Source organism: Sphingomonas phoenicis, from assembly GCF_047238005.1.
Lineage (GTDB): Bacteria > Pseudomonadota > Alphaproteobacteria > Sphingomonadales > Sphingomonadaceae > Sphingomonas.
This window is the reverse complement of record NZ_JBDFMC010000005.1, coordinates 1-20,871: the sequence shown is the minus strand read 5'-3', so window position 1 is coordinate 20,871 and position 20,871 is coordinate 1. Positions and strand designations below refer to the sequence as shown.

Annotated in this window: 25 protein-coding genes and 1 pseudogene; 15 read left to right on the top strand and 11 right to left on the bottom strand. The window is 64.7% G+C overall.

What is annotated here, in order from left to right; translation table 11 throughout:
- Positions 1-609 (bottom strand): IS5 family transposase, encoded by a 609-nt coding sequence (locus tag ABC319_RS18920; RefSeq protein ID WP_413071817.1) that lies wholly within the window; start codon positions 607-609, stop codon positions 1-3.
- The gene (locus ABC319_RS18915; protein WP_413071816.1) at positions 576-785 is read right to left on the bottom strand and encodes a transposase; all 210 of its coding nucleotides are present in this window, start codon (positions 783-785) and stop codon (positions 576-578) included. Before ABC319_RS18915 ends, ABC319_RS18920 begins: the two co-directional genes overlap by 34 nt.
- Before the next feature lie 371 nt (positions 786-1,156).
- On the opposite strand from ABC319_RS18915, the gene ABC319_RS18910 reads away from it, so the two are divergent.
- The 9 genes from ABC319_RS18910 (at position 1,157) to istB (ending at position 7,679) form a co-directional block, all read left to right on the top strand.
- A complete protein-coding gene (locus ABC319_RS18910) occupies positions 1,157-1,972 on the top strand; it encodes a universal stress protein (protein WP_413071815.1) in 816 nt (271 codons plus the stop codon).
- 259 nt (positions 1,973-2,231) lie between these two features.
- On the top strand, positions 2,232-2,657 hold the full coding sequence (locus tag ABC319_RS18905; RefSeq protein ID WP_413071814.1) for an ion channel: 426 nt from the start codon (positions 2,232-2,234) through the stop codon (positions 2,655-2,657).
- Positions 2,658-2,740: 83 nt separating this feature from the next.
- Positions 2,741-3,169 carry a group III truncated hemoglobin gene (locus ABC319_RS18900; protein ID WP_413071813.1) on the top strand — a complete coding sequence of 143 codons (429 nt, stop codon included), beginning with the start codon at positions 2,741-2,743 and terminating at the stop codon, positions 3,167-3,169.
- Entirely contained in the window at positions 3,166-3,516 is a 351-nt protein-coding gene (locus ABC319_RS18895; protein ID WP_413071812.1) for a TehB family protein, read from the top strand. Before ABC319_RS18900 ends, ABC319_RS18895 begins: the two co-directional genes overlap by 4 nt.
- Before the next feature lie 125 nt (positions 3,517-3,641).
- Positions 3,642-4,103: a hypothetical protein gene (locus tag ABC319_RS18890; protein WP_413071811.1), complete on the top strand. Its 462-nt coding sequence runs from the start codon at positions 3,642-3,644 to the stop codon at positions 4,101-4,103.
- A 94-nt stretch (positions 4,104-4,197) separates the two neighbouring features.
- A complete protein-coding gene (locus tag ABC319_RS18885) occupies positions 4,198-4,605 on the top strand; it encodes a c-type cytochrome (protein ID WP_413071946.1) in 408 nt (135 codons plus the stop codon).
- Between the two features lie 304 nt (positions 4,606-4,909).
- Complete coding sequence (locus tag ABC319_RS18880; protein WP_413071810.1) at positions 4,910-5,158, top strand: hypothetical protein; 249 nt, start codon at positions 4,910-4,912, stop codon at positions 5,156-5,158.
- A gap of 291 nt (positions 5,159-5,449) precedes the next feature.
- Positions 5,450-6,964: an IS21 family transposase gene (istA, locus tag ABC319_RS18875; RefSeq protein WP_413071809.1), complete on the top strand. Its 1,515-nt coding sequence runs from the start codon at positions 5,450-5,452 to the stop codon at positions 6,962-6,964.
- Positions 6,951-7,679, top strand: coding sequence for an IS21-like element helper ATPase IstB (istB, locus tag ABC319_RS18870; protein ID WP_413071808.1), 729 nt, complete (start codon positions 6,951-6,953; stop codon positions 7,677-7,679). The genes istA and istB overlap by 14 nt, the downstream gene beginning before the upstream one ends.
- Positions 7,680-8,330: 651 nt before the next feature.
- On the opposite strand, the gene ABC319_RS18865 is transcribed toward istB, so the two are convergent.
- Together ABC319_RS18865 and ABC319_RS18860 are read right to left on the bottom strand one after the other, a co-directional pair.
- Positions 8,331-8,792, bottom strand: coding sequence for a BON domain-containing protein (locus ABC319_RS18865; RefSeq protein ID WP_413071807.1), 462 nt, complete (start codon positions 8,790-8,792; stop codon positions 8,331-8,333).
- A gap of 39 nt (positions 8,793-8,831) precedes the next feature.
- A pseudogene (locus ABC319_RS18860) lies at positions 8,832-8,903 on the bottom strand (BON domain-containing protein); the annotation flags it as partial.
- On the opposite strand from ABC319_RS18860, the gene ABC319_RS18855 reads away from it, so the two are divergent.
- Both ABC319_RS18855 and ABC319_RS18850 read left to right on the top strand, forming a co-directional pair.
- Positions 8,904-10,769, top strand: a complete 1,866-nt coding sequence (locus ABC319_RS18855; protein ID WP_413071945.1) for a sensor domain-containing diguanylate cyclase — start codon at positions 8,904-8,906, stop codon at positions 10,767-10,769.
- Between the two features lie 69 nt (positions 10,770-10,838).
- Entirely contained in the window at positions 10,839-11,789 is a 951-nt protein-coding gene (locus ABC319_RS18850; protein WP_413071806.1) for a L,D-transpeptidase, read from the top strand.
- A 1-nt stretch (position 11,790) separates the two neighbouring features.
- Here the strand turns inward: ABC319_RS18850 and ABC319_RS18845 are convergent, their stop codons facing one another.
- The 3 genes from ABC319_RS18845 to hemN are packed head-to-tail and all read right to left on the bottom strand — an operon-like array spanning position 11,791 to position 14,361.
- Positions 11,791-12,300: a GNAT family N-acetyltransferase gene (locus tag ABC319_RS18845; RefSeq protein ID WP_413071805.1), complete on the bottom strand. Its 510-nt coding sequence runs from the start codon at positions 12,298-12,300 to the stop codon at positions 11,791-11,793.
- On the bottom strand, positions 12,297-13,076 hold the full coding sequence (locus ABC319_RS18840) for a Crp/Fnr family transcriptional regulator (protein ID WP_413071804.1): 780 nt from the start codon (positions 13,074-13,076) through the stop codon (positions 12,297-12,299). The genes ABC319_RS18845 and ABC319_RS18840 overlap by 4 nt, the downstream gene beginning before the upstream one ends.
- The gene (gene hemN / locus ABC319_RS18835) at positions 13,039-14,361 is read right to left on the bottom strand and encodes an oxygen-independent coproporphyrinogen III oxidase (protein ID WP_413071944.1); all 1,323 of its coding nucleotides are present in this window, start codon (positions 14,359-14,361) and stop codon (positions 13,039-13,041) included. Before hemN ends, ABC319_RS18840 begins: the two co-directional genes overlap by 38 nt.
- A gap of 102 nt (positions 14,362-14,463) precedes the next feature.
- Between hemN and ABC319_RS18830 the strand changes: the two genes are divergently transcribed.
- Both ABC319_RS18830 and ABC319_RS18825 read left to right on the top strand, forming a co-directional pair.
- On the top strand, positions 14,464-15,165 hold the full coding sequence (locus ABC319_RS18830; RefSeq protein ID WP_413071803.1) for an OmpW/AlkL family protein: 702 nt from the start codon (positions 14,464-14,466) through the stop codon (positions 15,163-15,165).
- Between the two features lie 132 nt (positions 15,166-15,297).
- On the top strand, positions 15,298-16,005 hold the full coding sequence (locus tag ABC319_RS18825; RefSeq protein WP_413071802.1) for a Crp/Fnr family transcriptional regulator: 708 nt from the start codon (positions 15,298-15,300) through the stop codon (positions 16,003-16,005).
- 1 nt (position 16,006) lies between these two features.
- Here the strand turns inward: ABC319_RS18825 and ABC319_RS18820 are convergent, their stop codons facing one another.
- The gene (locus tag ABC319_RS18820) at positions 16,007-16,543 is read right to left on the bottom strand and encodes a hypothetical protein (protein WP_413071801.1); all 537 of its coding nucleotides are present in this window, start codon (positions 16,541-16,543) and stop codon (positions 16,007-16,009) included.
- 152 nt (positions 16,544-16,695) lie between these two features.
- On the opposite strand from ABC319_RS18820, the gene ABC319_RS18815 reads away from it, so the two are divergent.
- Positions 16,696-17,655: an HWE histidine kinase domain-containing protein gene (locus ABC319_RS18815; protein WP_413071800.1), complete on the top strand. Its 960-nt coding sequence runs from the start codon at positions 16,696-16,698 to the stop codon at positions 17,653-17,655.
- A gap of 5 nt (positions 17,656-17,660) precedes the next feature.
- Here ABC319_RS18815 and ABC319_RS18810 read toward each other — a convergent pair whose 3' ends face one another.
- The 3 genes from ABC319_RS18810 to ABC319_RS18800 form a co-directional block, all read right to left on the bottom strand.
- Positions 17,661-17,849, bottom strand: a complete 189-nt coding sequence (locus ABC319_RS18810) for a hypothetical protein (protein WP_413071799.1) — start codon at positions 17,847-17,849, stop codon at positions 17,661-17,663.
- Between the two features lie 70 nt (positions 17,850-17,919).
- Positions 17,920-18,621 (bottom strand): NAD(P)H-dependent oxidoreductase, encoded by a 702-nt coding sequence (locus ABC319_RS18805; protein WP_413071798.1) that lies wholly within the window; start codon positions 18,619-18,621, stop codon positions 17,920-17,922.
- 9 nt (positions 18,622-18,630) lie between these two features.
- Positions 18,631-19,965, bottom strand: a complete 1,335-nt coding sequence (locus tag ABC319_RS18800; protein ID WP_413071797.1) for an MFS transporter — start codon at positions 19,963-19,965, stop codon at positions 18,631-18,633.
- 151 nt (positions 19,966-20,116) lie between these two features.
- Between ABC319_RS18800 and cyoA the strand changes: the two genes are divergently transcribed.
- A partial coding sequence (cyoA, locus tag ABC319_RS18795) for a ubiquinol oxidase subunit II (protein WP_413071796.1) occupies positions 20,117-20,871 on the top strand: 755 nt, incomplete at its 3' end.

The following is a 20,871-nucleotide window of genomic DNA, read 5'->3' as shown; positions in this document are numbered from 1 at the left end:
CTAGGCCACGTGGACAAAGGGCAGCCACAGCTTGACTGAGGCGAGCGCGACGAAGCCGAGATAGGACTCTGCGGTTTTGTCATAGCGGGTGGCTACACGCCGCCAGTTCTTGAGCTTGCTGAACAAGCGCTCGACGAGATTGCGCCAGCGGTATTTCTCGCGATCATGGGGGATCGGTATCCGGCGGTTGCTCTTGGCTGGGATGACGGCCTCGACACCAGCCTTGGCGAGTTCCTCGCGGATGGCGTCGGCGTCATAGCCCTTGTCGGCGAGCAGCGCCTCGATCCGCTCGGCCAGCATCCGGAACAACGGCCTGAAGCCCTTCACGTCGTGAGCCTGTCCTGGCGTCAGGACGAAGCATAGTGGTCGGCCCTGACCGTCGCAGCGGGCGTGCAGCTTGGTCGTGAAGCCGCCTCGCGAGCGGCCAAGCCCCTGGAACTCCTGATCCCCTTTTTTAGCCCGATGGCGCAATGGTGCGCCCGGATCACGGTACTGTCGATCATGTCGGCCGTGGTGTCCCGTTCGACTACGCCGGCGAGCGTCTCCAGCATGGCCTCGAACACTACCGTCACAACTCAGCGACGATAACGCCGGAACACGCTGTTCCACTTGCCGTACTCGTCCGGCAGATGTCGCCACTGCGCCCCCGTCCGCGCCATCCACACCATGCCTTCGAAATAGGGCCGGTTATCTCCCGCAGGCCGGCACCCGCGGCCGCGCTCTGCCGGCAGCAACGGACCGATCAACGCCCACTCATCATCGGAAACCCCGATCCGCTCGCCCAATGCCGCCTCCAAAAGACAGCCTTGAATCAACCGATCAGACGCCCGTCAACCTTTGTCCACGAGGCCTAGGGCGCAAGCCGCCATGCTGCGCCGAGGTCCGGCCCTCCGGGTTGGGCGAGCATCAACAGCCAGCCGCATCGGAATTGACCGGGATCAAACAACGCTGACGTGCGCGTGCTAGGACGGGATCATGATCTGTTGACGCGTCAGATGTTCCAGCTGACGGCAATGCTAGAGCACGGCGCCATTCGACGACCTCCCAGTAGTGTTGTTCAGTCTGAGTAGTGTCGTTCACCACGCGGCAGGTTGGAAGTGGATCGTCGGTCCGAGTAGCTGGATCCTGCGCTGAAGCTTGATAAGGAGAGTGTCCGATGCCTTACAAGTCAATCTTGGTTCATGTCGGCCCTCAACCCACCTCCGGGGACGCGCTCGCGGTTGCCAAGCAAATCGCGCATCGCTTCGACGCAGCTCTGATCGGTGTGGCGGCGGAATCTTTTGATGTGCCCATGAGCGGTGTCGAGGACAGCCTGGCGCTGGCGACGCTGCGCGAGCAGGTAGAAGCGGACCTCGACACGGCCTCAGCGCGCTTCCGCGAAGCCACCGAAGACAGCGGGCTGACCACCGGCTGGATTGCTATTCCCGGCGACCCGGACCGGGTGCTGGCGGTTCGTGCCCGCGGAGCAGACCTCATCGTCGCTAACCGGCCCGCCAAGGGGATCGGATCGTCCATGGCTCCCAGCCTCGCGTCACTTGTACTCGATAGCGGCACTCCCGTCCTTGTCACGCCGAGCCATCTGCATCGCGACCTGCGCGCCGAACGCATCGTCATCGGCTGGAAGGACACGCGTGAGTCCCGCCGCGCCGTCAGCGATGCACTACCCTTTCTCTTGGAAGCGGAGCATGTCCTTGTAGCCGCCATCTGTAAGGAAGCGCGATCGGACGAGGCGACCGGTCTGGACGAGATTGTGTCGCGACTGGAGCGCCACGGGATCAAGGCGGAGGGAAGGCTGGTTCCTCGTAGCGCAAAATGCGTGGGGCATGACCTCGAGAACGTGGCCCGGGAGGCTCATGCAGACCTGCTGGTGCTGGGAGCCTATGGGCACAGCCGCTTTCGTGAATGGGCACTTGGTGGGGTTACCGAGGACCTGATCGAGCGGTCCTCCCACCATATTCTCTTCAGCCACTAAGGCCTGCGCTCGGTCGCGGCTGACATACGGGCAAGCTCTAGGCGACAGAAGCCGAAGCCGGGACAGCGCATCTCTGCCGCACCCTCCGGACAGGCCGCTGTGGTGGTGAACCGCTGCCATGGATTGGTGATCCGCGAGGCGTTTGCAGCGTGGCCGCGAGGAGGTGGAAGCCTCCAGGGTCGCCTTCGATCATCTCGGAGGGTAAGAGAAAACAGCACATGAAGGACGGGACTATCGAACAAGGTGAATGATGCAGTTGATGGTTGCCACCCTGATGGTCGCGGTGACGGTGATCATGCATCTCGCGGGGCTCGCGTTGCTGGTCTCGCTGCTGCGGGGTCACCGGCGGCGCTTCGGAGAGCGCCCGCGCGAGCTTCCGCAGCTCACCGCCATTCTTGGCGCCGCCTTCGGTCTGTTCGCCCTCCACACATTCGAAATCTGGGCGTACGCCTTCCTGTTTCTTCAGGTTGGCGCCGTCGCAGGCTTCGATGACGCTCTCTATTATTCGACAACGACCTATACCACTCTTGGCGCGGGTGACATCGATATAGCCAAGTCGTGGCGGCTCGTTGGTGCGATCGAGAGCGCAAACGGGATCATTCTGCTCGGCTGGTCTACCGCTTTCTTCGTGTCGGTCATCAATCGCATCCGGATCTTCGAGCAGGAGATCACGGATCGTGCATGACCCCTTCGCAGTCCGACGGCCTATCCAGGCCAGCCATGCGACATCTCACAGTCTCGCCAAGAGGCGCAAATGAAGGAGTGCATATGGAAAGCAACTGCCTGAGCGAAACCGACCTGGCGCGCGTGGTCGATGCTTTCTACGACAGGGTGCGGTCCGACGCCGAGCTGGGTCCGATCTTCAATAAGGCGATCGGCGACTGGGAAACGCATCTTGGAAAGCTGGCCGACTTCTGGTCGTCGGTGATGCTGACGAGCGGGCGCTACAAGGGCCAGCCGATGGCCGCGCACTTCCAGCACGCGAACCACATGACCCCCGCCGCGTTCTCGCGTTGGCTCGCCCTCTGGCGTGAAACCACAAGCGCCCTGCTTCCTCCCGACCAGGCCGCGGCGATGCTCACCAAGGCGGAGCGGATCGCCGAAAGCCTCTCGCTTGGCATTGCGTTCCAGCAAACCGCCGAAGCGTCGCCGGCGACACGACTTGCGTCGCTCAAACACGCGGCCAGTGCGGAGTGAACGCGGAGAATTTCGTTGCTACGTTTCCGGCCGACCTGGAAGCGTACAAGCGGACCGGCACCTTCACCGAGACAAGCGTGCCGGCTGGACTGCTGAAGGACCACAGCACCAAGGAGGGCACGTGGGGGCTGATCCACGTTGTCGCGGGGCGGCTCCGATATCGCGTGACCGACCCTCGTCGCGAGCGCTTGGAAGCTGTTTTATCACCGGATCTGCCGCCCGGCGTGGTCGAGCCGACGATCCTTCATCACGTCGAGCCGCTTGGCGCCGTGCAGTTCTACGTCGAGTTCTATCGTCACGCCAAAGACCGCCTACACACTAAGCCGAACGAGACGGCCATGGAATGATCGGAGGCAACTCGTCTCCCCGCGCGGGCCGAAGCACAAGTCGGACTAGTCCCGTTCGATGCTCCCTGGCATGCCGGCCATGGCTCGCGCTGGATCGACATACCCGAACGAAGATGAGGACAATCGTGAACGACATTGCCATCGCGATCGCGCTTCATCTGCTCGCGATCGTCATCTGGATCGGCGGCGTTGGTTTCGTCGCCTTGGTCTTGCTTCCCTCAATCCGTCGACATAACTCGCCCGAAACGAGGTTGGCAGCGTTCCTGCGGGTCGAGGAGCAGTTCGCCTGGCAGGCGCGTGCCGCAGTGCTCCTAGCGGGCGCCAGCGGGATATGGATGCTGTATCGCCTGCAGCTGTGGTCGGCCTTCACGTTACCGAGCTACTGGTGGCTTCACGCGATGGTGGGCATCTGGTTCATCTTCGCCGCCCTGCTCTTCCTGATCGAACCCTTGTACCTCCATCGCCACCTGGCCCAGACAGCCCGACCCGCGCTCGCCTACCAGCGTCTTGAACGTCTGCACCGCCTGCTTCTCGGCGCAAGCCTCATCACCGTCGTGGGCGCGGCTGCGGGTAGTCACGGGTTATGAGGCGCGGGGTATGATCTGGAGCCCGAGGGCTTGGGCCGATCGGAGGCGCGCCAGACCTCCGACGTCGCTGATCTTTTCGATGGCGTCCTCCTTGATGCTCCTGAACGGCTGTTCAGGCGATGACGTGGAGGCTCGTCGGCGGGCCGCTGGCTCCGCACCGTCGATCGAGGCGCTGGCGAAGGTGGCCGATGCCGGTCGCGGGGGGAAGCTGTTTGGTCAATGCGCGGCGTGTCACACGATCGCTGAAGGCGCGCCGGATCGCACGGGGCCCAATCTGTTCGGCATCATCGGGAAGCCGGTTGCCGGTGGCAGCGAAACTTTCGGGTACACCTATGCCCTGAAAACCAAAGGCGGGATCTGGACGCGCGCGCGCCTGCATGCGTGGCTCGCCGACCCGCAACGGTTTGCGCCCGGGACGCAGATGCTATTTCCGGGGCTCGCCGACCCGATCGACCGCGCGGACGTCATTGCCTACCTGGAGGGGCAGACGGGCCCGAAGTGACGGCGCCGTAGCGCGTCGTCATGTCACGGGAGTGCGCGTCCGAGGACGGTCGAGTGGATTTTCTACTCGAAAGCACGAAGCCGGGCTTGGTCTCGATGATATCGGGACCCGCGGGACGAGCATCATGGCGCGGGAGTGGGACGGGCTCGCATGAGACGGGGCAACTGCCGCGGCCGCGATGGCAGATTGCGCGAGCAGCACCGGAGGCCCGAGCCATCAATCGTTAGCGGGCAGAGAAACACCCGCTGCGGGAGCCAGAGCTGCGGCCAGGCGTTGATCTTGATCATCGGCTGCAAGGAAGAACATGATGCAACAACCAGGACTGCATGGCCGTCACCGCGATAAAAATGGTGAGATTTCCCGCAAGCACGGCAACACGCTGGTGAGCACGTTGCGCAAGGTCTACGGCCCATCCTTCGCGTCGGACGCGAAGCCACATGAAAAGCTTTCCGACCTACTGGCCGAGCTGGACGAACCGTCGCTGACGCGCCTCGTCCACGATCACGAAAAGGGCCACCTTGAGCGAAAGATCGGCGAAGCCGAAGCAGCCTAAGCGCCTCGGGCGAGACAGACCTGCACCCGCCGACAAGAGCAAGAAACGCCGCGGGGACGAGGCGCGGTGAAGGCATCGTGCCCTATCAAGAGCATCGGTTAACGTCGCAGGGGCTGCCGGCGCGAGCGCAAGTCTTCGGGCCTGTGCTCCGGCTTAGCTACTCTTTCCTAGAATGAGGATCGGCGTGCAATGAGGACCCCGGTAGCGGGGTGATCGGCGTCTAAAAGGGACCCCACATCCTGATGTTCTAGGCGCGTCTGCTTTGGTGGCGACCAGGGCGGCGGGATCGGGATGCTGATATTGGAGACGGTGGTTCGGGTTCGGCGCGAGCACGCCGAGGGCAAGTCGATCAAGGCGATCGCGCGTGACCTGAGGTTGTCGCGCAAGGTGGTGAGGAAGGCGATCCGGGCGCCGGAGGCGGAGTTCACCTATCGGCGAGCGGTGCAGCCGCTGCCGAGGATCGGACCGTTCCAGGAGCGGCTGGATGCGTTGCTGGCGGAGAACGAGGCACGGCCGCGGCGCGAGCGGGTGCGGATGACCCGGCTGCACGATCTGCTGCTGCGCGAGGGGTTCGAGGGCTCCTACGATGCAGTGCGCCGCTATGTCGCGCGCTGGAAGATTGCGCGGCGCAAGGATGCGGGCGTGGTGACGGCAGCGTTCATCCCGCTGATGTTCAGGCCGGGCGAGGCGTACCAGTTCGACTGGAGCCACGAGGACGTGGAGATCGCCGGCGTGCCGGTGCGGGTGAAGGTCGCGCACATGCGGCTGTGTGCGTCGCGGGCGGCGTACGTCCGGGCTTATCCGCGCGAGACGCAGGAGATGGTGTTCGACGCGCATGCGCGCGCGTTCGCCTTCTTCGGCGGGGTGCCGACCCGTGGCATCTACGACAACATGAAGACCGCGGTGGCGAGCGTGTTCACCGGCAAGGACCGGGTGTTCAACCGCCGCTTCCTGATCATGGCCGACCACTACATGGTCGAGCCGACCGCCTGCTCGCCGGCGGCGGGATGGGAGAAGGGCCAGGTCGAGCACCAGGTCCAGACGATCCGCGGGCGCTTCTTCCAGCCGCGGCTGCGGTTCGCCAGCCTGGAAGAGCTGAACGGGTGGCTGGAGGCGGAGTGCCGGCGCTGGGCCGAGCTGCACCCGCATCCCGACCAGAAGGAGCTGACCGTCGCCCAGGCGTGGGAGGCGGAGCGTCCTGCATTGCAGTCGATGCTGGCACCGTTCGATGGCTTCCACGAGACGCCGCACGCGGTGACCGGCACCTGCCTGATCAGCTTCGACCGCAACCGCTACTCGGTCATGGCCAAGGCGGCGCGGCGTGCGGTGCAGGTGCGCGCCTATGCCGACCGGATCGTCGTGCGGCTGGACGACGAGGTAGTTGCCGAACACGCCCGCTCGTTCGGCCGCGACCGGATGATCCTTGATCCATGGCACTACCTGCCGGTGCTGGCCAGGAAGCCTGGTGCCCTGAGGAACGGTGCGCCGTTCCAGGGATGGGAGCTGCCGCCGGCGCTTGCCCGATTGCGGCGCAAGCTGGGGCCCGGCGATGATGCCGACCGGAGGTTCGTGCGCGTGCTCTCGGCGGTGCTGACCGATGGGCTGGATGCGGTCGAGGAGGCGATCCGCGAGGCGCTCGACAACGGTGCCGCCAGCGACGACGTGATCCTCAACATCCTGGCACGCCGACGCGAGCCGCCACGGCCGCCGACGATCGTCACGTCGGACGCGCTGATGCTGGCGCATCCGCCGATCGCCGACTGTGCCCGCTACGATCTGCTGCGAGGCGCCCGTGCAGCGGCATGAGATGATCGCTGCAATGAGCGGCCTTGGCATGAAGGGCATGGCCGGCGCGTTCGACGAGGCGGTCACCACCGGCGTGCAGCGCAAGCGCACGATCATGGAGATCCTGACTGATCTGCTGCGGGCCGAAGCCGCACATCGCCATGCCGCCTCGATCCGCTACCGCATGGGTGCCGCCAAGCTGCCGGTAGTGAAGGACCTCGATGCGTTCGTGTTCGAGGGCACGCCGATCAACGAGGACCTGGTCCGCTCGCTACATACCGGGTCGTTCCTCACCCGCCGGCGCAACGTTGTGCTGGTCGGGGGTACCGGCACCGGCAAGACCCACCTGGCGGTCGCCATCATGGCCAGCGTCGTGCGTGCCGGCGCTCGTGGCCGCTACTTCAACACCGTCGACCTTGTGAACCGGCTCGAGGAAGAGGCCCGGATCGGCAAGGCCGGGACCCTGGCCGCCCAGCTCTCCCGGCTTGATGTGGTCGTGCTCGATGAGCTCGGCTACCTGCCGTTCGCGCGGTCCGGTGGGCAGTTGCTGTTCCACCTCGTCAGCAAGCTCTACGAGCGCACTTCGGTGATCATCACCACCAACCTGGCGTTCGGCGAGTGGCCCACCGTGTTCGGTGATCCCAAGATGACGACCGCCATGCTCGATCGGCTCACGCACCACTGCGACATCGTCGAGACCGGCAATGACAGCTGGCGTCTCAAGCACCGCAGCTGACACCCGGGGCAGATGGCAAAGGACGCTTCGCGCTGGTTGCGCCTCCGGCCGGGCTACGCCCGCCCTACGCCGCAACCAGCGCGAACGGTACGCCCATGATCCCCGTGCCGATGCTCGACGAAGGGGGTCCCTTTTACACGCCGATAAGGGGTCCCGGTTGGACGCCTATTTACATTCCTAGAATGGCCCGAACGGCCGAGAGAAGCCTGGCAACATGGCGGGCGATCGGCGATTGGCTCGAGAGGATGGGCTGAGTGCCATGCGAAGGTCTCGCGACATTGTTCTCCTGGGCGACAGCTCACGACGAGTCACGTCGGCCCGTGGAAGGAATTTTTCTTAAGGGCGTCGGAGGTTTCCACTTGTCGCGGTGGCGGCTTCAGCGGGGCAGGCTGAGCCTGCCGCAAATGCGGGCGTGGGACGTTGATGTCGCGCCTGGATTAGCAACTCTGCGGGCCGCCGCCAGAGCCTTGATGGACTTCTCGCGATCGGATGGGCCGGCTCGCTTGGCCGCCCCGAACAGTTAATTTTTTATGGTGCGGTCCTCTATGTGGTCAGGCGGGCAACGGTAGCCGGCTCCGCCGTGGCGAAGATACTCATTCTCACTCCGATCAAGACGGACCGCCCGCTGCCGCGGGCGGTCCGCGTCCGATATCAGGCGATGATGAGATCGTTTTCGACCTCGGTCGCGCCTGGGGCGCCCCACGCCGTTGTGCCCGCGACGTAGCGATCTCCTGGCGTTTCGACCGAACCGGTCAACTTTACCTTGCCGCCCTGAGTCGTGACCGTGATTGTTTTGGGATCGAACCACGAGCGATGCAGCGCGAGATCGATGTTATGCCCGATGTTGGTAGCATCCGCCCGCGGCTTGATCGTGGTCTCGTTGAGCACGCCGACGACGCCGTAGAGGCCATGAATATGCCGTTCCGCTGCGTCCTTCTGATAATGCCAGTCGACCTCGCCGGTGAGCGTCACCCACCCATTCTCGACCTTGATCTTGACGGCGTCGCGCGGGACGCTGACTTCCCAGTCCAGGCGCATTGCGGCCGCCTTGGCGATGTCCTCATCGCTGCGGACCATGGTGGGGTGGAGCTCGACCTTCAGCTCCTCGACCACCGCCTTGACGCCCTTGACCCGTGCCGCCGCATGTTCGGCTGCGCGCTTCTGAAGAAAGTTGTCGACGTGCCCCGTAAGCGTGACGACGCCGTTCTGGGCAGTGACGCCGATATGAGCGGCAGTGACACTCGGCTCCCATGCCTCGTTCCGTTAACTATCGTTAACCATTTGCGGCTAAATCATTTCGGCATGGTATCGGCTTCGGATCTCAGAAATTGGAAAGCGGAATTGCCGCAGGCGCTACAGCTCGCGCTTGCGTACTTTGCCGCCGCGTTAGCTGCTGTAACCTACGCCCGCGTCGACGGCGGCGTGGCGCTTCTCTGGTTCGCGACCCCGCTGCTGGCAGTCGACCTACGCTATCGCCCTGAGCGGTCGTGGGCGCTACGCCTCGCCGCCTGCGCCGCAGCAAGCGCGCTTGCGACCAGTCTCGAGGGGCTCGGTGTCGGCGTTGCCCTTCCGTTCGCGCTCATCAACATTGCCGAAGGTGCCGCAATCGCATGGCTGATGCGTCGGTTCGTGCCTGTCCCGGGCCATCTGACGTCCCTCCGCGAACTCGCTATCCTCATCATCGTGGCAGGAGTTGTCGTGCCGGCTGGCACCGCGGTTCCGGCTGGACTTCTCGCTCATTGGGCGACGGGGCTCCCGGCCGGAAGCAACGCCTTCAACTGGTACGCCGCTCATGCGCTGGGCACGCTCACGGTGATGCCCATGGTCAAGCTCGTCATCGGCGGAGATGTGGCAGGCTGGGCGCGTTCGGTCGAGCGACGCGAGGCGTGCGAAGCGGCGCTGCTCACCGGGTTCCTTGTTGCCGTGACCGGGCTCGTATTCGCGCAAACGCGACTGCCACTAATGTTCGTCCCCCTGCTTCCATTGATGCTCATGGTGTTCCGGCTCGGCCGCCTCGGCGCCGCGACGGCCCTCCTGGTGATCACGGTAGTGGGCGCAATCTGTACCGCCCGCGGGCTGGGACCCGTGGCAATACCGGGCGCCAGTACCAGCACGAAACTCCTGCTCTTCCAGCTGTATCTGGTGGTCGCAACATTGATGGCGCTACCGGCCGCGACCGAGCTGAAGCGGCGTAAGCTCCTGTTTTCGGAAGTGCAGGCACAGGCGGCGCTGCACAAGATCATCACCGACCGAAGTGGCGACATCATCATGGCGGTGACCGCCGACGGCATCATCAGCTTCGCCTCGCCGTCGCTCGTCACCATCGCTGGCTATGGACCGGATGCCGTGGTCGGGAAGCTCGCTCGCCACATCGTCGCGCCTGACGATGTAGACGCGGTCGAAGAAGCCCACCGTCAAGCCATGCAGGCGCCTGATCAGACAATCATGTTCGAGTTTCGCGCGACGAAAGCTTCGGGTGAGCTTGCATGGTTCGAGAGCCATACCTGCGCGATCACGGACGAGAACGATCAGATATCCGGGAGCGTGAACGTCGTCCGGGACATATCCGAGCGCAAGGCATTGGAATCGAGCCTACAACGCGCAGCCGGCACCGACGCGCTGACAGGCCTTCCGAACCGGCGAGCTTTCGAGGTGGCCGAACGCCAGCTCCAGCAACGCCTGCTGCCGTGGCGGCATTATCTCGCCGTCTTTGACCTCGACCACTTCAAGGACGTCAACGACCAGTTCGGCCACGGCGTGGGCGACGAGGTGCTCTGCGCCTTTGCCGACATCCTGAGAGCCAACACTCGCTCGAGCGACACGGTCGCACGCCTGGGCGGAGAGGAGTTTGCCGTCCTATTCGCCAATCTGAACCTGCAGGCAGCGCGTGACGCGTGCGAGCGCGTGCGAATGCAGTTTGCAGCCGCCCGTATGATAACCGCGGACGGACGGACCGTGCACGCGACCGTCAGCGTCGGGCTCGCGGCGCTCGACGGCGACACTGGCCTTGCAGATGCGCTGACGGCGGCGGACGTCGCGCTCTACCAGTCCAAGGATCAGGGTCGCAACCGGCTCTCGCTCGCGGCCTGATCCTGCCGGCAGACTGGCGAAGGTGCTGAGCCGATTGGACGAAGCGCGCCCTGCTCGCTAGGAAAGCGCGTGTTTTTGTCCCTCGCTCCCGTATTACTTCTGGCTCCGATGATCGCGGCTCCGCAAGCGTCCGTGCCGGTTGCGATCGATGGCCCGATTGAGAAGCTCAAGCCCGGAGAATATCTTTGGGCACCGCAGATCGCTCCAGACGGCCCAGTGACGATGATCGTCAGCCTCAAGGCGCAGCGTGCCTTCGTCTATCGCAACGGCGTGCCGATCGGCGTGTCCACCATCTCCTCCGGCATGCGCGGGCATGAGACGCCCACCGGCGTCTTCACGATCCTGCAAAAGGACGTCGACCACACGTCGAACCTGTACAGCGGCGCGTCGATGCCGTTCATGCAGCGCCTGACCTGGGACGGCATCGCGCTTCATGCGGGCGCCCTGCCGGGCTACCCGGCAAGCCATGGTTGCGTGCGCCTGCCGCTCGCTTTCGCCAAGTTGCTCTTTACCGTGACCAAGCTCGGCCTGACGGTCGTGATCACCAACGACAGCCTGGTGCCCGAGGTGGCGCCCGCAGCGGGCATGCTGGACCATGCGCTCGATGACGGCCATACGGCACCGACAACCTACCGCTGGACGCCTGAGCTGTCGGCGGAAGGCCCCCTCTCGATTGTGGTCAGCGGGCGCGATCGGCGGCTCGTGGTTTTACGTAACGGCGTGGAAATCGGCTCGGCCGCGATCCGGCTGGACGAACCCATTACGCAAACCGAGGCGTTCACCCTACGCGCGATCGACGCCGGCGGTCCGCATTGGCTGCGCCTCCCTCTTCCCGGACAGCGCCTTTCCGACGCCGGCGAACTGAGCGCCGCGGACCGGGCGCGAGGTCACCTCCCTGATGGCTTCCGGGTCCAGCTGGAGACCGCCCTTCGCCCCGGCGCCACGCTTCTGGTCACTCGTGACTCGCTCGCGAGTAGCGGCACCGGGAGCCGCATCTCCGTGTTACAGGCCGACCGCTAGTTCAGGTCAGTTGCCGGCTGACGCGAACCAGCGTTGGATCGTCGTCGAGCGGTTCTGCGATGAACCCCATCTCCTGTTCGAGCGCAATTGCCGAACGGTTCTGACGATCCTCGAGTGACTCGATGCTCGCGTAACCACGTTGCCGTGCGGTCTCGACCAGGTGTTCGAGCAACGACCAGCCGATCCCTTTCCCCTTGTGGTCGGCGCGGATGCTGATCGCGACCTCGCCACGGCGCGTAGCAGGATCACCCGCGAGTATGGCTGCGGCGACGATCTCGCCCGCCTTGCTCTCGGCAACCACGCTGTCCGTCTCGGGCTTGTGCTCGATCATCTCGACCAGGCGATCGTGGCTGACTTCGCGGATTGTACTCAGAAAGCGAAAGCGGAGGTCTTCAGGTCCTAATGCGCGGAAGAAAGCCGCGAGCTTCGCCTCGTCAGCGTCGCGGGTCGGGCGGACCCGGAACCAGAAACCGCTTCGTGTTTCGAGCTCGACTGTTCCTTGATCTGTCATGCCATCACTCCCTCGAGCGTTGATCGCCTCGCACCGACAAGGCGCTCGAGCCCAGGACGGTCCACCAGTTCGATAGTGCGGCGGCTCGGGAGAGCGATCAAGCCGGCCCGCGCCAGTGCCTGCAACTGGCGGCTGATCGTCTCCATCGAGAGCCCCAGGAGATCGCCGATGCTCCCCCTTTTCAAGGGCAGATCGAGTGTGTCGCCGCTCGGTGCGCCGGCCCGCTGGCGTCGTGCGAATTCAAGTAGAAAGGCTACCACGCGTTCGCGAGCGCTTTGCCGACCGATGATCAGCAGCCAGCGCCGCGCCTCGGACAAGCTGTGCAAGGCACAGCGCAGAAGCGCCCGTTGCACAGCCGGGTAGTCGCGCGAGACTTGCTCCAACGCAGACCGGGGGAAAATGCAGAGCTGGGCGTCGGTCAACGCGCGTACCGTAGCGTTCGCAGGCGGGCCAAAGGGATGGCCGACGATCTCGCCGGGAAAGACGAGGCCGACGCTCCGGGCGCCGTCGCCCTCGGACCGAACTACCTCCAGCACGCCCCTGGTAAGATTGCCGACGATGGCATCGCCCGCGGTGGAGCAGATCAACTGGTCGCCCGATCGAATGCGCTGGCGCCGCCCAATCCTGCGCAGTGCCTGGCCCTCGCTTTCGCCGACCTGGTCGCACAGCCCGCAGAGATGAAGCACGGTAGCGCGCGTGGCGGATCGAGCGGCGCTCGCCGGCGCGGCAGAAGGGCCTTCAAACGGCATGGCTGAAGCGACCGATGCTTTCGCCACGATACTGGTCGAGCCGGGCGGCGATCACGCGCGCATAGGGCAAGCCACCTTCCGCAAGCACGATCGACTCGCCGCGCCAGCGCAGCAGCCCGCGTGCTTCGAAATCGAGCAGCAAGGCGCGTACGCATGATCTGCCGGTCAGGGGTGACAGATCGGCAGCGCCGCGGGTCAGGATATCCTCGACGATCGTTCCCCGCGCGCGATCTTCCGGCGTGCGCAGCACGCCGCGGTGCGTTGCGAAGCGGCCGGCGCCCAGCGCGAGATGCCAGCGGCCGGTATTCTTCTCGTTCTGCAGCAGACGGTCCGGAAAGCTGCTGATCGCACTCGCGCCAAGCCCAAGCAGGCATGTGGCCCGATCGTCTGTGAAGCCCTGGAAGTTGCGGCGAAGGGTGCCGTCACGCGCTGCGATCGCCAGGGGGTCACCCGGCGTGGCAAAATGATCGAAACCGACCGGCTGATATCCCTTCCCGGTCAGAACGCGATGAGCAAGCGCGGCCTGGTCGAACCGATCACGCGCGCTCGGCAGCTGTGAGGCATCAATCCGGCGCTGCCGAGGCAAGAGCTGCGGGACATGCGCGTAGCCGAAGACGGCGAGCCGATCCGGTGCCAGGGCCAGCGCTGCCGCGAGGCTCGCTTCCAATTCCCGAGCGGTCTGGCCCGGCAGGCCGTACATCAGGTCGAAATTCAGCGACGTGATGCCCGCCGTGCGCAGCAAGGAGACCGTCCGCTCGATCAGCTCGGCGGGCTGCACGCGCCCGATCCTCGCCTGGATGGCGGGATCGAACGTCTGGACGCCGAGGCTTGCCCGCTCGACTTGGGCAGTCGCCAGCGCCGCGGCCCATGTTTCGTCGAACCCGCGCGGGTCGAGCTCGACCGAGATAACCGGCCGGTCGTGGCGGAATGCCGTCTTGATCCGGTCGACCAGCCTCAGGAAGACTTCCGGCGCGATCGCGTTCGGGCTCCCGCCCCCGAATGCTATCCGTCCAACGACACCCCGTGACCCAAGCTCCGCGGCGAACAGGTCGATCTCGTCGTGAAGACGGTCCACATAGGCGGATAGGCGCGCCTCTCGCGTGGCAGCGCCGGTATTGCAGCCACAATACCAGCAGATTTCCCGACAATAGGGAATGTGAACGTAGAGCGAGAGCGGCTCTTCAGCGGGCAGATCTGCCAGTCGGGCTTCCAAGTCGGCCGACGCCACTGTTTCGGTGAACTCGGCAGCGGTCGGATAACTCGTGTAGCGCGGCACCGGCTTGGCGAGCAGTTCGGGGTAATAGGTCCACATGGGCGAAAACTGCGCGACTTCCCCAAAACCGTCTTTGACTCGCGTCAAAGCGGTTCTTGCGACCTCATCCTAGCTGCTGCGGCATCAAGGATGGAGTAGACGATGACGCGGTATCTGGTTTCAAGCGCAGCAATAGCGGCGTGCGCGCTTCTGGTGGCGAGCCCTGCAGCAGCGCAGAGTGCGCCCTCCCCAGACGATCGGACGGGCGTCGCCGCAGGTGACGTGCTCGTGCGGCTGCGCGCGATCATGGTCGCGCCCAATGAGCGCTCAGGCAGCGTCCTTCCGACCTTCCCGGGCGAAAAGGTCAGTGTCGACAACAGCTTCATGCCCGAGGTCGACGCCACCTACATGGCCACCAATCACCTCGGCTTCGAGCTGATCGCGTCGACGACGAAGCATCATGCCGACGGGCGGACGGGAACCACGGGCTCGATCGGCCGGCTTGCATCGACCTGGGTGCTGCCGCCGACGCTGACCGCGCAATATCATTTCGCGCCGACCAGCCACGTTCGGCCCTATGTCGGAGCCGGGTTGAACTACACCATATTCTGGAACGAGAAGGCATCGGCCGGCCTCGAGAAGGCAGTCGGCCAGACGAACGTGCATATGAGCGACAGCTTCGGCTGGGCCGCGCAAGCGGGTGTCGACGTCGACATCACGCGCAAGGTGTTCGTCAACCTCGACGTCAAATATATCGACATCGATACCAAAGCGCGCCTGCGGACTACGGCGATCGGAACGCAGCAGGTCTCGTTGCATCTCGATCCGCTGGTGGTCGGCGTGGGGCTGGGGATCAGGCTCTAAACGGCGCGCAGGCGCCGCTCGTACGCCATCAACGCTTCAGAAGGATGGCGACGGCCCCACCCTGCCCGGCTCGATGCACTGCTGATCATTGAAAAGGGGGACAATCCCCGCGTCCACCGCTAAGGTGGCGGCATGGCAAGTTCGGATATCTGCTCGGAATGTGCGGTTCGCGATGCGGCTCTATGCGGTAGCCTCGATGATCGCGAACTCAAGGCGCTCAACGCGATCGGCGATCGCCGTCGCTATCCCCGGGGCTCGACGATCATTTGGGCGGGGGATGAGAGCGTCATCTGTGGCAACGTGCTGGACGGCATGCTCAAGCTCGCGACTTCCACTCCGGACGGTCGCGAGCAGATTGTCGGGCTGCTCTACCCGGCCGACTTCGTCGGCCGGCCCTATGCGGAGGAAGCCGATCACACAGTCGAGGCGCTGACCGACGTCGAGCTGTGCGTGTTTCCGCGGCGTCAGTTCGAACATGTGCTCGACGACCATATTCGCATGGAACGGCTGCTGTTGCAGCGGACGTTGACCGCGCTCCAGGAGGCACGGGCGCGCATGCTGATGATCTCGCGCAAGACCGCTGGCGAGCGTGTCGCCGACTTTCTCCTGGAGATGGCTACCAAGGTCGGTGACGCCGGATGCCGGGCGAGTGCCGGCGCGCCGTTGACCTTTGACCTTCCGCTGACTCGCGGCCAGATAGCCGACGTTCTTGGTCTCACGATCGAGACCGTAAGCCGCCAGCTCACACGTCTCAAGACCGCGGGCATCATCAGCCTCCCCGGCGCACGCGCCGTGACGATTTCCGATCGCGGCGCCCTGGAAGCGCTCGCGGCAGCCTAGGTCAAGCGGTCCCGCCGCGCTCCAGGCTGTGCTCGAGCGCCAGCCGCGCCTCAGCGGACAGGCGCGTTCCGGCCAAACTCAGCAGCGCCAGCTCCTCGAAGTCGATTGCGCGGCGATAATTGTCGAACAGGCAGCGCAGCATATAGCTCAGCATGTCGATCTTCTCGAGCTCGAGCGTCTCCCCCTGGAGTAGCTCGATCACGTCCTCCGCATGCACCGCATCGGAGATCTGACCAAGAAGGATGCGCGCGAGCACACCTTGGCCGAAACGCAAGGCCTCTCCGCCGAACAACCGTTCAAGACAATTGCTCGTTACCTTCACGTGATCGCGAATGCAGCAGCGCACGTTCTCGGCGAGGCTTACTCGCTGCTCAAGTCCCGGGTCGTCGCCCAACTGGTCGGCAAGATCCTCTGCCCGCTGACACATGCGACGAACCGCGACGTGGTCGGCGAGCAAGGGCGCAAGGTCGACCTCGTTGACGACGTGCCAGTTGCGCCGGAAGGGCAGAACCCGGCGCTCGATGACCATGTGTTCCAAAGTAGACCCTCCTGCTCTAAGCCATGACGGCGGCCCGCGCAGAACACTTTGACCGCGATCAAAGCCGAGCGGTTCTTTCTAAAGGAGGGCGCGAGAGAGGCCCCTTGCCGTGATGAAGCGGGCCGGTAGACAAGCGGGGGACGAAGAGGATCATGATGGAATCGAAGGCAGCGGAACGAACGGCGGTGGTGCTCGTGCGACGGGCGCTCGGCTTGCTCGACAACGCCGACGCCGGCAGCAGCGTCTTCGCCTGTCTTCTCTCCGAAGCGCTGGACGCGTGGGCGAAAGCGGAGACGAATGCTGCCTTGACCGCTTCCGAACCGGAGCTGATGGGAATCGATGGCGCCACCTTTGCGCTGGCCGACGGGCGACCGATCGCGATCAGCCCCTCGGCCGTGACACACCTATGCTGCGAGGAGTCCGGCACGACCGTTCGGTTCGTCGACGGCACGCAGGTGCAGCTCAAGGATGAGTTCGACGATATCGTGAGCAAGCTGGCGCTGCCATGCGCGGGTCAACCGCCGGCGAACGGCTTTATTCCGGTGGATGGCGCCCGTCATGCGCTCCGCAACCTGCTCACCATGGTGTCGGCACTTACCAGTCAGGCGATGGATAGCGACGAGCCGCTCCTCGTCAAAGGTCAGGAAGTGGCAGCCCGCGTTGCGTTGCTCAGCAGGATCAGCGATCTGATCGTGCAACCAGAGGCACACGTTACCGACTTACAGACGCTGGTCGAGCTCGCGCTGGCTGACGGACGCAGCAGTCGCGTGCGCATCGTCGGTTCGCCCGTGGCGGTCGGTCCGAGTACGGCCGCCGCCATCGCGCTGGCGGTTCACGAACTGGAAGTTCACTCGCTGCGCTGCGGGGCATTGAGCGGACACAACGGCTATGTGTCGCTGCGATGGGAGATCAATGCGGTGGAACAGCCCCATATCTGGCTGCAGTGGGCGGAGCGCGACGGTCCACAGGTCCGCCCGCCCCTGGACGCATGGAGTGAGCGTCTGCTCGGAGTAGCGACGCCTCGGCGGCTGGGCGGCGTCGGCGGCGTCGACGAACTTCCGAGCGGCCTCGTCTGGTCGCTTCACGCCCCGCTCGCGGCGCTACAGGCCTGATCGCATCAGTGGCGGTCGCCGGGCGGGCGGCCGTGCTGCTCGACAATCGCTGCGACCGCAGCACTGCTGATCCGCTCCGCCGTCCGCAACGCTGCCTTCGGCGTCATCACGACATCGACGCTGTCGGGGCCTGTTACCGTGACCAACCCGTGGTTCGCCTCTGCCTTCGAAGGCTCGTCATATACTTCTTTCATGGCTCACTCCTCTGAACACTAAACGCTGTGGGCTGTAGAGGAGTTCAGCGATTCTCTGCCGACCCGCTTCTCAGGCAGAGCCGGCGTGATCCTGACGCCGGCGAAGCGCCGCTTGCGCCTGTTCGCGGTAGTGCCCGGCAGCAAGGTTGGCACAGGCCTTTTCCGCCGCTGCGCGGACGCGCTCGAGCTGCTCGGCTGCATAGACGGGCTTCATGCCGGGGACTACCGAGTCGATCCGGATGTGCTCGGCCTGGCTCAGGCCCAGCCCGCGCATCAGATAGACGTCGAAGATCTCTTTCAGCGAGAGCACCTGCCCCTGCTCGCCGAGCCATGAAAGCGGCGTGCCGGACGTGCTGAACGAGAGGAGCGGCTTGCCTTCGACCAGCGGATGTCCCTTCGCCGCGTGCACGTCCCGAAAGCTGTAGCCGGCCCCCAGCACCCGGTCGACATAGCCCTTGAGCATGGCAGGCGGCAGCCCGAACCAGATCGGGTAGACGAAGACGATGATGTCGCAGGTGCGCACATGTTCGAGTTCGACCGCTACGTCGGGCGCCGGCAGCCAACCGGGCTCGGTGGGCCGCTCGGTGGCGCGGAGCACCGGATCGAAGCCGACGGCATAGAGGTCGCGAACCAGCACGTCCTGGTGGTGGCTTTCGACGACCTCTCGATAGGCGTCGACGATGGCGTGGTCGAAACCTTCGGGGGCAGGGTTGGCCAGCACCACCAGATGACGAAAGCGCGGCGCGGGCTGCTGGTTGTGAGGGTCGATCATATCAGGTCCTCAGGCGGTCTTACGGCCCCATTCACGGTTGAGCGCGAGGGCACCAAGCGTGCAGGCCGCCCCCGACAGCAGATAGGCGCCCACGGAGATGAGGCCGAAGTTACTCGCGAGCAGCAGCGCAGCCAGTGGCGCGAATGCTGCGCCGATGAACCACGACGCCGTGGCCGTCGTCCCCGCGCCTGTGTACCGGTGGCGCGGAGAGAAGCTGCTGTTGGTCGCGCCGGACGACTGCCCGAAGGAGATCCCGAGGAGGATGAACCCGAGGATCATGTAGACCCACTCGCCGCTCGGACCCCGCCCCAGCAATTGCGGCGCGAAGCCGCTATAGGCCCCGATCAGCGCGGCTGAGACACCGAGGAGCGTGCGGCGCCCGATCCGGTCGGCGATCGTGCCCGACGCAGCCACGGCCAAAAGACCGACGGCCGCACCCACCATCTCGATGACGAGGAAATGCACCGCGCTTTCGCCCGAGGTCAGCACCACCCAAGATAGCGGGAAAACGGTAACGAGATGAAAGAGCGCGAAGCTGGCGAGCGGCGCGAACGCGCCGAGGACGACCGTGCGTCCCTCCTCGCGGAACATCTGCGTCACCGGCGAGGGCTGAAGCTCGCGGCTTTCGAACAGTTCCTCGAATTCCGGCGTCGAGATGAGGCGGAGACGGGCGAACAAAGCCACCACGTTGATGACGAAGGCGACGAAGAACGGATAGCGCCAGCCCCATTCCAGGAAGTCGGCCGTCTTGAGCGTCGTCAGGAGGAAGGCGAAGACCGCCGCGGCCACGAACAGGCCGATCGGTGCGCCGAGCTGGGGGATCATCGCGAACCAGCCGCGGCGGTTCTGCGGCGCGTTGAGCGACAGCAACGCGGGCAGACCGTCCCAGGTGCCGCCCTGCGCGAACCCCTGGCCGAGCCTGAAGAGAGCAAGGAGGACCGCTGCCACGCTGCCGACCTGAGCATAGCTCGGCAGGAACGCCATGGCAGCCGTGGAGCCGCCGAGCAGAAACATCGCGATCGTGAGCTTGACGCCGCGCCCGTGGCGACGATCGACCCACAGAAAGACGAACGCCCCGATCGGACGGGCGATAAACGCGAGCGCGAAGATCGCGAACGAGTAGAGCGTGCCCGTGAGCGCATCGACATAGGGGAAGATCAGGCTGGGAAAGACCAAAACGGACGCAATGGCGTACACGAAGAAGTCGAAGAACTCGGTCGAGCGACCGATGATCACGCCAACCGCGATGTCGCCTGGACGAACCTTGTGCTCTCGGGCATTGATCAGCCGGGCGTCCCGCTCGAGCGCAGTCGAGTTCGCCGTGCCGAGGGTGCTGGCAACCATCCCTGTTCGTCCTCCGTTCCGTCATCAACCGGTCTGCGACACAGGATCGCAACGATCTTGCCCGGCTGATAGTTCACCCTAGCCTTTGATAAACGATGCACCTTTGATCCGAGTCAAAGTCGGTCAAGGAAGGGAGGGTTAGCAGGCAAGCATGCTGAGAACAGGATCCAAGCTCATTCGAAAGGCCTTGCGCCTGCCCGTGCTCGCGCTGCCTGCGCTGCTCGGGGGCTGCGACATGGTCGTCATGAACCCGACCGGCGATATCGCCGTCCAGCAGCGCGACCTGATCCTGTTTGCGACGGGCGTCATGTTGCTCATCATCGTGCCGGTCATGGTGCTGACGGTCGTGTTCGCGCGCAAGTACCGCCGCGGCAACACCAACAAGACCTACGACCCGAAATTCGATCACTCGACGACGCTGGAACTGGTCATCTGGGCGTGCCCGCTGCTGATCATCATCGCACTGAGCGCGGTCACCTGGACGAGCACGCACCTGCTCGATCCGTTCCGACCGCTCGAGCGGATCTCGCCTGGCAAGCCAGTGCCGGCCGGCACCAAGCCGCTCGAGGTGCAGGCAATCGCGCTCGATTGGAAATGGCTGTTCGTCTATCCCGATCTCGGCATCGCGACGGTGAATGAGCTCGCGCTCCCGGTCGACGTTCCCGTCCACTTCTCGATCACCTCGACCGACCAGTTCAACACCTTCTACGCCCCGACGCTCGCCGGCATGATCTACGCCATGCCGACGATGAAGTCGGAGCTGAACGCGGTGATCAACAAGCCCGGGACAAGCGAGGGCTATTCGGGAAACTACACGGGCCGCGGCTATTCCGACATGCGGTTCAAGCTCCACGGCCAGACCCCGGCTGACTTTGATCGCTGGGTGTCCCAGGTAAAGGCCGGCGG